The organism is Streptomyces sp. NPDC001933 (genome assembly GCF_042890955.1).
Taxonomy (GTDB): domain Bacteria; phylum Actinomycetota; class Actinomycetes; order Streptomycetales; family Streptomycetaceae; genus Streptomyces.
In genome coordinates this window covers 106,890-120,204 of sequence record NZ_JBIASS010000005.1, presented here as the reverse complement: position 1 = coordinate 120,204, position 13,315 = coordinate 106,890, and the positions used below count along the sequence as shown (strand labels likewise).

Sequence of the window (13,315 nt, the reverse complement as noted above, 5' to 3'; positions counted from 1 at the left end):
AATGCGAGGTGAGGGGCGGTTATGCGCCATGCGGCCAAGGTGGCGTCGGACGAAGGGAGATGTCCTGTTCGTCCCGAAGATCGGAAATGCTCTCGCGCGTCCACTTCGCTCCCCGTGGCCCCCTCTCCCGGGTGAGGTTCGGGCGGCCGGGAGGGGGCCGGCGGGCCGAGGGAGGGGTGGTGGGCGTCCGGCGGGACCAAGATCGGGAGGGTTCCTCTATCACCCCGTGTTGTCCACCGCCAATTTGCTTGGCATGGCCATCTCTTGATAGGGCGACAGCCGTTTGACCAGCGGTAACAGCATCGGATGTCACGTCTCGTGATCACTCGGCCGCTTCGCGTGTGAAGATCACCGCTCATCCGACTTCATGATCCTTCGTCAGGTGGTGGAGATCACAAAGGCGTTGTCGTACCCCGTGTCGCAGATCACAGGATGGCGGGCATAGGATGCGGGGCAGTCGGGCTTGTGAACTGCCTCACATGTGCACGATCTTGGTGAGGCGGTGAGCCGGTCGCCCGATGCGGTCCAACGGTCAAGGACGACTGGAAGGAGCGAGGAGCGTGAATGCCTACGCGCCCATCCTCGTGCTCGGCGCCCTCGGGGCAGGGTTTGCGATCTTCTCCGTGGTCATGGCCACGCTTATCGGCCCCAAGCGGTACAACCGGGCAAAGCTCGAAGCGTACGAGTGCGGTATCGAACCCACACCCACTCCGGCCGGAGGCGGCCGCTTCCCCATCAAGTACTACCTGACGGCGATGCTCTTCATCGTCTTCGACATCGAGATCGTCTTCCTCTATCCCTGGGCGGTCACCTTCGACGCCCTGGGGATCTTCGGGCTCGTGGAGATGCTGCTCTTCGTGCTCACCGTCTTCGTCGCCTACGCGTATGTGTGGCGTCGCGGCGGCCTGGAATGGGACTGAGGGGCTGAGGGGCACACCATGGGACTCGAAGAGAAGCTGCCCAGCGGCTTCGTGCTGACCACTGTCGAGCAGGCCGCCGGCTGGGTACGGAAGTCCTCCGTCTTCCCCGCCACCTTCGGCCTCGCCTGTTGCGCCATCGAGATGATGACGACCGGGGCCGGGCGCTACGACCTGGCCCGTTTCGGCATGGAGGTCTTCCGCGGATCGCCGCGACAGGCGGATCTGATGATCGTCGCAGGACGGGTCAGCCAGAAGATGGCGCCCGTCCTGCGTCAGGTCTACGACCAGATGCCCAATCCCAAGTGGGTGATCTCCATGGGGGTTTGTGCATCATCGGGCGGAATGTTCAACAATTACGCCATTGTGCAGGGTGTTGATCACATTGTTCCGGTTGACATCTATTTGCCGGGTTGTCCGCCACGGCCCGAGATGCTGATGGACGCGATCCTCAAGCTCCACCAGAAGATCCAGGGCTCCAAGCTCGGGGTCAACGCGGAGGAGGCCGCCCGCGAGGCGGAGGACGCGGCACTCAAGGCACTGCCCCTGATCGAGATGAAGGGGCTGCTGCGATGAGCGGGAACGACAACCACGACGAACAGAGCAACAACAACGGTGTGCCCGCGCCGCGCACGGACACCGGCGAGGTCATCGGCGTACGCAAGGGCATGTTCGGCGCCGACAACGGCGGCGACACCTCCGGCTACGGCGGCCTCGTCCGCACCGTGTCCCTGCCGGGCGCGACCTCCCGTCCGTACGGCGGCTGGTTCGACGAAGTCGCCGACGAGCTGGAAGGGGCCCTGGAGGAACAGGACCTGCTTCCCGCCAATGCCATCGAGAAGACCGTCGTCGACCGCGGCGAGCTCACCTTCCACATCGCCCGCGAGCACCTCGTCCGGGTCGCACAGACCCTGCGCGACGACCCGGCGCTGCGCTTCGAGCTCTGTACGGGGGTGAGCGGCGTCCACTTCCTCGGCGACAAGGGCCGCGAGCTGCACGCCGTCTACCACCTGCGCTCGATCACGCACGGCCGGCTGATCCGCCTGGAGGTGTCGGCCCCGGACAGCGATCCGCACATCCCGTCCCTCGTCGCGGTCTACCCGACCAACGACTGGCACGAGCGCGAGGCCTACGACTTCTTCGGGCTCGTCTTCGACGGGCACCCCGCTCTCACCCGGATCATGATGCCGGACGACTGGCAGGGCTTCCCGCAGCGCAAGGACTACCCGCTCGGCGGCATCGCCGTCGAGTACAAGGGCGCCCAGATCCCGGCTCCGGACCAGCGGAGGTCGTACTCCTGATGTCTACTCCCCACGCAACGCCCCGGGCCACGACCGAGGGGACTGTATATACAGTCACCGGCGGCGACTGGGACGAGGTCGTCGAGTCCGCCGTCAAGTCCGACGACGAGCGCATCATTGTCAACATGGGCCCCCAGCACCCGTCCACGCACGGTGTTCTGCGGCTGATCCTGGAGATCGACGGCGAGACCGTCACCGAGGCCCGCTGCGGCATCGGCTACCTCCACACCGGCATCGAGAAGAACCTCGAATACCGGAACTGGACGCAGGGCACCACCTTCGTCACGCGCATGGACTACCTGACGCCGTTCTTCAACGAGGCGGCGTACTGCCTGGGCGTCGAGAAGCTCCTCGGCATCGAGGACCAGATCCCCGACCGGGCCACCATCCTGCGCGTGCTCCTGATGGAGCTCAACCGGCTCTCCTCGCACCTGGTGTGCATCGCCACCGGCGGCATGGAGCTCGGCGCCACCACGATCATGATCTACGGCTTCCGTGATCGTGAACTCGTTCTCGACCTCTTCGAGCTGATCACCGGCCTGCGCATGAACCACGCGTTCATCCGCCCCGGCGGACTCGCCCAGGACCTGCCGCCCGGCGCGATCGACCAGCTCCGCGAGTTCGTGAAGACCATGAAGAAGAACCTGCCGGAGTACGACAAGCTCGCCACCGGCAACCCCATCTTCAAGGCCCGCATGCAGGACGTCGGCTATCTCGACCTGACCGGCTGCATGGCGCTGGGCGCCACCGGCCCGATCCTGCGCTCCGCCGGACTCCCGCACGACCTGCGCAAGAGCGACCCGTACTGCGGGTACGAGACCTACGAGTTCGACGTCCCCACCGCCGACACCTGCGACGCCTACGGCCGCTTCCTCATCCGCCTGGAGGAGATGCGCCAGTCGCTGCGGATCGTCGAGCAGTGCATCGACCGGCTCGCCCCCGGTCCCGTGATGGTCGCCGACAAGAAGATCGCCTGGCCGGCCCAGCTCGCGCTCGGCCCGGACGGTCTCGGCAACTCGCTCGACCACATCAAGAAGATCATGGGCACCTCCATGGAGGCCCTGATCCACCACTTCAAGCTGGTGACCGAGGGCTTCCGGGTCCCGGCCGGGCAGGCGTACACCGCGGTCGAGTCGCCCAAGGGCGAACTCGGCGTGCACGTCGTCTCGGACGGCGGCACCCGCCCCTACCGGGTCCACTTCCGTGACCCGTCCTTCACCAACCTCCAGGCCATGGCGGCGATGTGCGAGGGCGGCCAGGTCGCCGACGTCATCGTCGCCGTCGCGTCCATCGACCCCGTGATGGGAGGCGTCGACCGGTGACCGAAGCACGTCAGGAAGTCAGTCTGGGGATGCCGCAGCTCCCCGCCCCCGCCTACCCGGCCGAGGTGCGCGCCAGGCTCGAAACGGACGCGAAGGAGGTGATCGCCCGCTACCCCGGCAGCCGCTCCGCCCTGCTGCCCCTGCTGCACCTGGTGCAGTCCGAGGAGGGCTACGTCTCCCGTACGGGCATGGCGTTCTGCGCCGAGCTGCTCGGCCTCACCACCGCCGAGGTCACCGCGGTCGCCACCTTCTACACGATGTACCGGCGCAGGCCGAGCGGCGACTACCAGGTCGGCGTCTGCACCAACACGCTCTGCGCGGTGATGGGCGGCGACGCGATTTTTGACCGGCTCAAGGAGCACCTCGGCGTCGGCAACGACGAGACCACCGAGGACGGCAAGATCACCCTCGAACACATCGAGTGCAACGCGGCCTGCGACTTCGCCCCCGTGGTGATGGTCAACTGGGAGTTCTTCGACAACCAGACGCCCGAGAGCGCGACCCGCCTGGTCGACGACCTGATCGCCGGGCGCACCGTCGAACCCACCCGCGGCGCCCCGCTCTGCTCGTACAAGGAGACCGCCCGCATCCTGGCCGGCTTCCCCGACGAGCGCCCCGGTGCCGTCGAGGCCTCTGGCGGCGCGGGCCCCGCCTCGCTGATCGGCCTCCGCCTCGCCAAGGGCGAGGAGCCGTACCCGCGCGTCGTCGCCCCCCGCGGCGAGCGCCCGCACGGCGATTCCGGCCACACCGCCCCGCAGGACCCGGACCAGCCGGCCGGCCCGACCGCCGAGGAGGGGGAGTGATGACGTTGACGACCGAGATCAACGACAACGGAAGCGGCAACGGGGGCAGCCCCGAGAAGCTGCTCGCCCCCGTCCTCTCCGCCTTCTGGGACGAGCCGGAATCCTGGACCCTGGACACCTACCGCCGCCACGAGGGATACGAGGGACTGCGCAAGGCCCTCGCCATGGCGCCGGACGACCTGATCGCCTACGTCAAGGACTCCGGTCTGCGCGGCCGCGGCGGCGCGGGCTTCCCGACCGGGATGAAGTGGCAGTTCATCCCGCAGGGCGACGGCAAACCGCACTATCTGGTTGTCAACGCCGACGAATCGGAACCGGGCACCTGCAAGGACATCCCGCTCCTGTTCGCCAACCCGCACAGCCTCATCGAGGGCATCGTGATCGCCTGTTACGCGATCCGTTCGTCGCACGCGTTCATCTACTTGCGCGGTGAGGTCGTCCCCGTGCTGCGGCGTCTGCACGAAGCCGTACGAGAGGCGTACGAGGCGGGTTATCTGGGGACGAACATCCTGGGCTCAGGGCTCGATCTGGAACTCACGGTGCACGCCGGTGCCGGCGCGTACATCTGTGGTGAGGAAACCGCGCTGCTCGACTCTCTCGAAGGACGGCGTGGCCAGCCCCGGCTGCGACCTCCCTTCCCCGCGGTCGCCGGTCTGTACGCCTGCCCCACTGTGGTGAACAACGTCGAGTCCATCGCCTCGGTTCCCGCGATCCTGAACCGGGGCAAGGACTGGTTCAAGTCGATGGGCAGCGAGAAGTCCCCGGGCTTCACGCTGTACTCGCTCAGCGGGCACGTCGCGGGCCCCGGCCAGTACGAGGCCCCGCTCGGCATCACACTGCGCCAACTGCTCGACATGAGCGGCGGGATGCGCCCCGGCCACCGGCTGAAGTTCTGGACGCCGGGCGGCTCGTCGACCCCGATGTTCACCGACGAGCACCTCGACGTACCGCTCGACTACGAGGGCGTCGGCGCCGCCGGATCCATGCTCGGCACCAAGGCGCTCCAGTGCTTCGACGAGACCACCTGCGTGGTGCGGGCCGTCACCCGCTGGACCGAGTTCTACGCCCACGAGTCCTGCGGCAAGTGCACGCCCTGCCGCGAAGGCACCTACTGGCTCGTCCAGTTGCTCCGCGACATCGAGGCCGGCAAGGGCCAGATGTCCGACCTCGACAAGCTGAACGACATCGCCGACAACATCAACGGCAAGTCCTTCTGCGCCCTCGGCGACGGCGCCGCCTCGCCGATCTTCTCCTCGCTGAAGTACTTCCGCGAGGAGTACGAGCAGCACATCACGGGCAAGGGCTGCCCCTTCGATCCCGCCAGGTCGACCGTCTGGGCCGACGACAAGAACGCTCACCAGGGGGTGAACGCATGACAGTCACCACGAGTGCGCCCTCCGGGGGCGGCGAGGCGGCCATCCCGCCCGAGGACCTGGTCACGCTGACCATCGACGGCATCGAGATCAGCGTGCCCAAGGGCACCCTGGTCATCCGGGCCGCCGAACTCCTCGGCATCGAGATCCCGCGCTTCTGCGACCACCCGCTCCTCGACCCGGTCGGCGCCTGCCGCCAGTGCATCGTCGAGGTCGAGGGCCAGCGCAAGCCGATGGCGTCCTGCACCATCACCTGCACCGACGGCATGGTCGTCAGGTCGCAGCTCACCTCGCCGGTCGCCGAGAAGGCCCAGAAGGGTGTGATGGAGCTGCTGCTCATCAACCACCCGCTGGACTGCCCGGTCTGCGACAAGGGCGGCGAGTGCCCGCTGCAGAACCAGGCGATGTCGCACGGCGACGCGGACTCCCGCTTCGACGGCAAGAAGCGGACGTACGAGAAGCCCGTCCCGATCTCCACCCAGGTGCTGCTGGACCGTGAGCGGTGCGTGCTCTGCGCGCGCTGCACCCGGTTCTCCAACCAGGTGGCGGGCGACCCGATGATCGAGCTGATCGAGCGCGGCGCGCTCCAGCAGGTCGGTACCGGCGAGGGCGACCCGTTCGAGTCGTACTTCTCCGGGAACACCATCCAGATCTGCCCGGTCGGGGCGCTGACCTCGGCGGCGTACCGATTCCGCTCCCGCCCCTTCGACCTGGTCTCCTCGCCGTCGGTCTGCGAGCACTGCGCGGGCGGCTGCGCCACCCGCACCGACCACCGGCGCGGCAAGGTCATGCGGCGGCTCGCCGCCAACGACCCCGAGGTCAACGAGGAGTGGGTCTGCGACAAGGGCCGCTTCGGCTTCCGTTACGCGCAGCAGCGGGACCGTCTCACCACTCCGCTGGTACGCAACGCGGACGGCGTCCTGGAACCTGCGGGCTGGCCCGAGGCGCTGGCCGCCGCAGCCGCCGGTCTCTCCGCCGCGCGCGGCCGGACCGGGGTGCTCACCGGCGGCCGGCTGACCGTCGAGGACGCCTACGCGTACAGCAAGTTCGCCCGGATCGCGCTGGACACCAACGACATCGACTTCCGGGCCCGGGTCCACAGCAGCGAGGAGGCCGACTTCCTGGCCGCCCGCGTGGCCGGGCGCGGCCGGGACCTGGACGGTGAGGGTGTCACGTACACCTCGCTGGAGAAGGCCCCGACGGTGCTGCTGGTCGGGTTCGAGTCGGAGGAGGAGGCGCCCGGCGTCTTCCTGCGGCTGCGCAAGGCCAACCGCAAGCACGGCCAGCGCACCTACGCCGTCGCCTCGCACGCCACCCGGGGCCTGGAGAAGGCGGGCGGTACGCTGCTGGCCGCCGCCCCCGGCACCGAGACCGAGTGGCTGGACGCGATCGCGGGCGGCGTCGGACTCGACGGCGACGGAGCCGCGGCGGCCGAGGCGCTGCGCAGCGAGGGCGCCGTGATCGTGGTCGGTGAGCGGCTGGCCGGGGTGCCGGGCGGGCTCACCTCCGCGGTACGGACGGCGACCGCGACCGGGGCCGCGCTGGTGTGGATCCCGCGCCGGGCCGGCGAGCGCGGCGCGGTGGAGGCGGGCGCGCTCCCGTCGCTGCTGCCCGGCGGCCGTCCGGCGACCGACCCGCGGGCCAGGGGCGAGGTGGCGGCCGCCTGGGGCGTCGCCGAACTCCCGTCCCGCTTCGGCCGCGACACCGGCCAGATCGTCGAGGCCGCGGCCACCGGCGAACTGGGCGCGCTGGTCGTCGCCGGGGTCCAGACCGTGGACCTGCCGAACCCGGCACGGGCCCTGGAGGCGCTGGACCAGGTCGGCTTCCTGGTCTCCCTGGAGCAGCGGCCGAACGAGGTCACCGACCGCGCCGACGTGGTCTTCCCGGTCGCCGCGGTGGCCGAGAAGTCCGGCACCTTCCTCAACTGGGAGGGCCGGGCGCGGATGTTCGAGGCGGCGCTGAAGCCCGAGCAGATGACGCGCACGCTCGCGCCGGGCGACGCCCGGGTGCTGCACATGCTGGCCGACGCCCTCGACGTTCACTTCGCGCTGCCGGACCTGAAGTCCGTACGCCGTGAGCTGGACCGGCTCGGCGGCTGGACCGGTACGCACGCCACCGACCCGAACGAGCCGGCGCGGCCGCTGCCCAGGCCCGGCGACGGCGAGGCCGTCCTCGCGGGCCACCGGATGCTGCTCGACCTGGGCCGGCTCCAGGAGGGCGACGAGGCGCTGGCCGGTACCCGGCACGCCGCGGTCGCCCGGCTCTCCGCGGCCACCGCCGCCGAGACGGGCGTGAAGGACGGCGATCTGCTGGCCGTCACCGGCCCGGCGGGCAGCGTCGCATTCCCGCTGAAGGTCACCGACATGCCGGACCGGGTGGTCTGGGTGCCGCTGAACTCCGCCGGGCGGGGCGTTCCGGCCGACACCGGTGCCCGGCCCGGCGGTCTGGTCCGGATCGGCCCCGCCGCACCGGGTACTCCCGACGTCACACCGGAGGTGGGGGCGTGAGTGCCTTCGCTCAACTGGCCGCGGCACCGCACAGTGCGGTACTCGCCGCCGAGGATCTGTCGATGTTCGGCACCGACCCGTGGTGGCTCGTCGTCATCAAGGCGGTGTTCTGCTTCGCGTTCCTGATGGTGACCGTGCTCTTCTCCATCGTGTGGGAGCGCAAGGTCGTCGCCTGGATGCAGCTGCGCATCGGCCCCAACCGGCACGGTCCCTGGGGCATGCTCCAGTCGCTCGCCGACGGCATCAAGCTGATGCTGAAGGAGGACCTCGTCGTCAAGCGGGCCGACAAGGTCGTGTACGTGCTCGCGCCGATCGTCGCCGCCATCCCGGCGTTCATGGCGATCGCCGTGATCCCGTTCGGCCCGTCCGGCAACGAGGTCTCGATCTTCGGGCACCGCACCACGATGCAGCTCACCGACCTGCCGATCGCGATGCTCTACATCCTCGCCGTCGCCTCGGTCGGGATCTACGGCATCGTGCTGGCCGGCTGGTCGTCCGGGTCGACGTACCCGCTCCTGGGCGGTCTGCGCTCCTGCGCGCAGATGATCAGCTACGAGATCGCGATGGGCGCCGCGTTCGCCTCGGTCTTCCTCTACTCCGGGTCGATGTCGACCTCGAAGATCGTGGAGGCGCAGCAGGACCGCTGGTTCATCCTGCTGCTGCCGGTCTCGTTCATCATCTACATCGTCACGATGGTCGGCGAGACCAACCGCGCCCCGTTCGACATGCCGGAGTCCGAGGGCGACCTGGTCGGCGGCTTCAACACCGAGTACTCGTCGATCAAGTTCGCGATGTTCATGCTCGCCGAGTACGTCAACATGGTCACCGTCTCCGCGGTCGCCACGACCCTGTTCCTGGGCGGCTGGCGGGCCCCGTGGCCGATCAGCACCTTCTGGGAGGGTGCGAACCACGGCTGGTGGCCGATGCTCTGGTTCGTCCTCAAGGTCCAGCTGCTGCTGTTCTTCTTCATCTGGCTGCGCGGCACGCTGCCCCGGGTCCGTTACGACCAGCTGATGAAGCTCGGCTGGAAGGTCCTGATCCCGGTCTCCGTGGTCTGGCTGATGCTGGTCGCGACGGTGCGGGCGCTGCGCAACGAGGGCTACGACTTCACGAGGATCGTGCTGTACGTGGCCGGGGCCGTGATCGCGATCCTGCTGATCTCCTTCGTCGCCGACATCTTCCGCGACAAGAAGGGCCGGGCCGCCGAGGCGGAGGCCGGACCTGAGCCGGCGTTCGACCCGATGGCGGGCGGGTTCCCGGTGCCGCCGCTGCCCGGACAGACCCTGCCGCCGGTGCCGCGCCGCAGGCCGCGGGGCGAGCGGGAGCTCGTTGTCAGTGGTGGGCCGGATACTCAGAGTGACGGAAATTCGAGTGACGGAAAGGAGGCTGACGGTGTCTGAGTCACCAGAGTCCTCGGGGACTTCGGGAGCCTCGGGATCCTCGGGGTCCTCGGAGGAGAAGTTCCAGAACCCCGTCGCCGGCTTCGGCGTGACCTTCAAGGCCATGTTCAAGAAGCGGCTGACCGAGCAGTATCCGGAAACGCCGAAGGTGACGGCGCCGCGCTTCCACGGCCGGCACCAGCTCAACCGTCACCCGGACGGTCTGGAGAAGTGCGTCGGCTGCGAGCTGTGCGCCTGGGCCTGCCCGGCGGACGCGATCTACGTCGAGGGCGCGGACAACACCGACGAGGAGCGCTACTCCCCGGGTGAGCGCTACGGCCGCGTCTACCAGATCAATTACGCGCGCTGCATTCTCTGCGGACTGTGCATCGAGGCCTGCCCGACCCGGGCGCTGACGATGACCAATGAGTTCGAGCTCGCCAACACCACCCGCGAGAGCCTCATCTACACCAAGGACGAGCTGCTCGCGGGCCTGGAGGAGGGCATGGTCGACACCCCACACGCGATCTTCCCCGGGATGGACGAACAGGACTACTACCGGGGCCTCGTCACCGAGGCCGCACCCGGTACGGAGCCCCAGGTCGCCATCTCCAAGGGCGAGAAGCCGGCCGACGGGCACAGCGAGAACAACGGCTCGGCGCAGGGGGTGGGCGCATGACCGGCCTGGCCGCCGCGGCCTCCCAGACCTCGACCGGCGAGGCCGTCCAGTTCTGGCTGCTCGGCATCGTCGCCGTGATGGGCGCGCTGTCCACCGTGCTGATGAAGAAGGCCGTGCACAGCGCGCTGAGCCTCGCCGGGACCATGATCGTCCTGGCGGTGTTCTACCTCGCCAACGGCGCCTATTTCCTCGGCGTCGTCCAGATCGTCGTCTACACCGGCGCGATCATGATGCTGTTCCTCTTCGTGGTCATGCTCGTCGGTGTCACCGCGGCCGACTCGCTGAAGGAAACCCTCAAGGGACAGCGCTGGCTGGCCGCGGGCTGCGGGCTCGGCTTCGGCGTCCTGCTGATCGCGGGCATCGGCAACGCCTCGCTGAACAGCTTCAACGGACTCGGCACCGCCAACACCGAGCACGGCGGGAACGTCGAGGGGCTGGCCAGCCTCATCTTCACCAAGTACGTCTTCGCCTTCGAGATCACCGGCGCCCTGCTGATCACGGCGACGGTCGGCGCGATGGTCCTCACCCACCGGGAGCGCACCGAACGGGCCAGGACCCAGCGGGAGATGTCCGAGGAGCGTGTGCGCGGCAAGCAGCTTCCGCCGCTGCCCGCCCCCGGTGTCTACGCCCGGCACAACGCCGTGGACATCCCGGGTCTGCTCCCGGACGGCACGCCTTCCGAGCTCACCGTCATGCAGACGCTGCGCAAACGAGGCCAGATCCGCGACGTGTCGAACGAGTCGCTGGACCAGCTCAAGGCGCTGGAGCAGCGCTCCGAGGAACGGCTCGGCCGTGACAACGAAGAAGAGGAGGTCGCCAAGTGAATCCGGTCAACTACCTCTATCTCGCAGCCCTGTTGTTCACCATCGGCGCGGCCGGGGTGCTGATCCGGCGGAACGCGATCGTGGTGTTCATGTGCGTGGAGCTGATGCTGAACGCCTGCAACCTCGCGTTCGTGACCTTCTCCCGGATGCACGGCAATCTCGACGGCCAGATCATCGCCTTCTTCACGATGGTCGTCGCCGCCGCGGAGGTCGTGGTCGGGCTCGCGATCATCGTGTCGGTGTTCCGTTCCCGCCACTCGGCCTCGGTCGACGACGCCAGCCTGATGAAGCTGTAAGGGGACGTTGAATCGTGGAGAACCTGATCGCGCTGCTTGTCGCGGCGCCTCTGCTCGGAGCGGCGGTCCTGCTCTGCGGCGGCCGACGGCTGGACCGCGCCGGACACTGGATCGGCACCCTGCTCGCCGCCGCGTCGTTCGTCATCGGCGTCGTGCTCTTCCTCGACATGCTGGGGAAGGGCGCGGAGGACCGGACGCTGCACCAGAAGCTGTTCAGCTGGATCCCGGTCGAGGGCTTCCAGGCCGATGTGGCCTTCCAGCTCGACCAGTTGTCGATGACGTTCGTGCTGCTGATCACCGGTGTGGGCACCCTGATCCACATCTACTCGATCGGCTACATGGCGCACGACGAGCGCCGGCGCCGCTTCTTCGGCTATCTGAACCTGTTCCTCGCGGCGATGCTGATCCTGGTCATCGCCGACAACTACCTGCTGCTGTACGTCGGGTGGGAGGGCGTCGGTCTGGCGTCGTACCTGCTCATCGGCTTCTGGCAGCACAAGCCCAGCGCGGCCACGGCCGCCAAGAAGGCGTTCCTGGTCAACCGCGTCGGTGACATGGGCCTCTCGATCGCGATCATGCTGATGTTCACCACCTTCGGCACCTTCGCCTTCGGCCCCGTCCTCGAAGCCACCGGGGAGACCAGCGAGGGCAAGCTGACGGCCATCGGCCTGATGCTGCTGCTCGCGGCCTGCGGCAAGTCGGCCCAGGTGCCGCTGCAGTCCTGGCTCGGTGACGCGATGGAGGGCCCGACCCCGGTCTCCGCCCTCATCCACGCCGCGACCATGGTGACCGCGGGTGTCTACCTCATCGTCCGGTCCGGCGCGATCTTCAACGCCGCGCCGGACGCGCAACTGGTCGTCGTGGTCGTCGGAGCGGTCACGCTGCTCTTCGGTGCGATCGTCGGTTGCGCGAAGGACGACATCAAGAAGGCCCTCGCCGGGTCGACGATGTCGCAGATCGGCTACATGATCCTGGCCGCCGGGCTCGGCCCGATCGGCTATGTCTTCGCGATCATGCACCTGGTGACGCACGGCTTCTTCAAGGCCGGGCTCTTCCTCGGCGCCGGTTCGGTCATGCACGGCATGAACGACGAGGTCGACATGCGGAAGTTCGGCGGGCTGCGGAAGTACATGCCGGTCACCTTCATCACCTTCGGCCTCGGCTACCTCGCGATCATCGGCTTCCCCGGTCTGTCCGGCTTCTTCTCCAAGGACAAGATCATCGAGGCGGCCTTCGCCAAGGGCGGCACCGAGGGCTGGATCCTCGGCTCGGTGGCCCTGCTGGGCGCCGCGATCACCGCGTTCTACATGACGCGCGTGATGCTGCTGACGTTCTTCGGCGAGAAGCGCTGGCAGCCCGACGCGGAGGGCCACGAGCCGCATCCGCACGAGTCCCCGAAGTCGATGACCATCCCCATGATCGTCCTCGCGTTCGGTTCGGTCTTCGCCGGAGGCTTCTTCTCCATCGGCGACCGCTTCCTGAACTGGCTGGAGCCGGTCACCGGCCACAGCCACGGACACGCCCCGGTCAGCGCCACGACCGTCACCGCCGCCACCATGGTGGTGCTCGTCATCGGCGTCGCCATCGCCTGGGCGATGTACGGACGCAAGCCCGTACCGGTCGTCGCCCCGCGCGGCTCGCTGCTCACCCGGGCCGCACGCCGCGACCTCCTCCAGGACGACTTCAACCACGTGGTCCTGGTCCGCGGCGGCGAGCACCTCACCCGCTCCCTGGTGTACGTCGACCACACCCTGGTCGACGGCGTCGTCAACGGCACGGCGGCCTCGATGGGCGGGCTCTCCGGCCGGCTGCGCAAGCTGCAGAACGGCTACGCCCGCACCTACGCGGTCTCGATGTTCGGCGGTACGGCGGTTCTCATCGCCGCGACCCTGCTGATGAGGGCGGTCTGATCAC

At 68.6% G+C, this 13,315-nt stretch carries 12 protein-coding genes; all 12 read left to right on the top strand.

The window, feature by feature from the left end; genetic code table 11:
• The first annotated feature begins 560 nt into the window (after positions 1-560).
• The 12 genes from ACFYY7_RS14270 to nuoL are packed head-to-tail and all read left to right on the top strand — an operon-like array spanning position 561 to position 13,311.
• Positions 561-920, top strand: coding sequence for an NADH-quinone oxidoreductase subunit A (locus tag ACFYY7_RS14270; RefSeq protein ID WP_003992243.1), 360 nt, complete (start codon positions 561-563; stop codon positions 918-920).
• 18 nt (positions 921-938) lie between these two features.
• Positions 939-1,493, top strand: a complete 555-nt coding sequence (locus ACFYY7_RS14265; RefSeq protein WP_030926341.1) for an NADH-quinone oxidoreductase subunit B family protein — start codon at positions 939-941, stop codon at positions 1,491-1,493.
• A complete protein-coding gene (locus ACFYY7_RS14260) occupies positions 1,490-2,218 on the top strand; it encodes an NADH-quinone oxidoreductase subunit C (protein WP_351259319.1) in 729 nt (242 codons plus the stop codon). The genes ACFYY7_RS14265 and ACFYY7_RS14260 overlap by 4 nt, the downstream gene beginning before the upstream one ends.
• Positions 2,218-3,540: an NADH-quinone oxidoreductase subunit D gene (locus ACFYY7_RS14255; protein ID WP_388661324.1), complete on the top strand. Its 1,323-nt coding sequence runs from the start codon at positions 2,218-2,220 to the stop codon at positions 3,538-3,540. The genes ACFYY7_RS14260 and ACFYY7_RS14255 overlap by 1 nt, the downstream gene beginning before the upstream one ends.
• A 29-nt stretch (positions 3,541-3,569) precedes the next feature.
• The gene (gene nuoE / locus ACFYY7_RS14250; RefSeq protein WP_388662001.1) at positions 3,570-4,343 is read left to right on the top strand and encodes an NADH-quinone oxidoreductase subunit NuoE; all 774 of its coding nucleotides are present in this window, start codon (positions 3,570-3,572) and stop codon (positions 4,341-4,343) included.
• Complete coding sequence (gene nuoF, locus ACFYY7_RS14245; protein ID WP_388661321.1) at positions 4,343-5,719, top strand: NADH-quinone oxidoreductase subunit NuoF; 1,377 nt, start codon at positions 4,343-4,345, stop codon at positions 5,717-5,719. Before nuoE ends, nuoF begins: the two co-directional genes overlap by 1 nt.
• Positions 5,716-8,223 (top strand): NADH-quinone oxidoreductase subunit G, encoded by a 2,508-nt coding sequence (locus tag ACFYY7_RS14240; protein WP_388661318.1) that lies wholly within the window; start codon positions 5,716-5,718, stop codon positions 8,221-8,223. The genes nuoF and ACFYY7_RS14240 overlap by 4 nt, the downstream gene beginning before the upstream one ends.
• Positions 8,220-9,623: an NADH-quinone oxidoreductase subunit NuoH gene (gene nuoH, locus ACFYY7_RS14235; RefSeq protein ID WP_385825589.1), complete on the top strand. Its 1,404-nt coding sequence runs from the start codon at positions 8,220-8,222 to the stop codon at positions 9,621-9,623. Before ACFYY7_RS14240 ends, nuoH begins: the two co-directional genes overlap by 4 nt.
• On the top strand, positions 9,616-10,281 hold the full coding sequence (gene nuoI, locus ACFYY7_RS14230) for an NADH-quinone oxidoreductase subunit NuoI (RefSeq protein ID WP_388661314.1): 666 nt from the start codon (positions 9,616-9,618) through the stop codon (positions 10,279-10,281). The genes nuoH and nuoI overlap by 8 nt, the downstream gene beginning before the upstream one ends.
• Positions 10,278-11,105, top strand: coding sequence for an NADH-quinone oxidoreductase subunit J (locus ACFYY7_RS14225; protein WP_388661311.1), 828 nt, complete (start codon positions 10,278-10,280; stop codon positions 11,103-11,105). The genes nuoI and ACFYY7_RS14225 overlap by 4 nt, the downstream gene beginning before the upstream one ends.
• Positions 11,102-11,401: an NADH-quinone oxidoreductase subunit NuoK gene (nuoK, locus tag ACFYY7_RS14220; protein WP_093543641.1), complete on the top strand. Its 300-nt coding sequence runs from the start codon at positions 11,102-11,104 to the stop codon at positions 11,399-11,401. Before ACFYY7_RS14225 ends, nuoK begins: the two co-directional genes overlap by 4 nt.
• Before the next feature lie 14 nt (positions 11,402-11,415).
• Positions 11,416-13,311, top strand: coding sequence for an NADH-quinone oxidoreductase subunit L (nuoL, locus tag ACFYY7_RS14215; protein WP_388661308.1), 1,896 nt, complete (start codon positions 11,416-11,418; stop codon positions 13,309-13,311).
• The last annotated feature ends 4 nt before the right edge of the window (positions 13,312-13,315 follow it).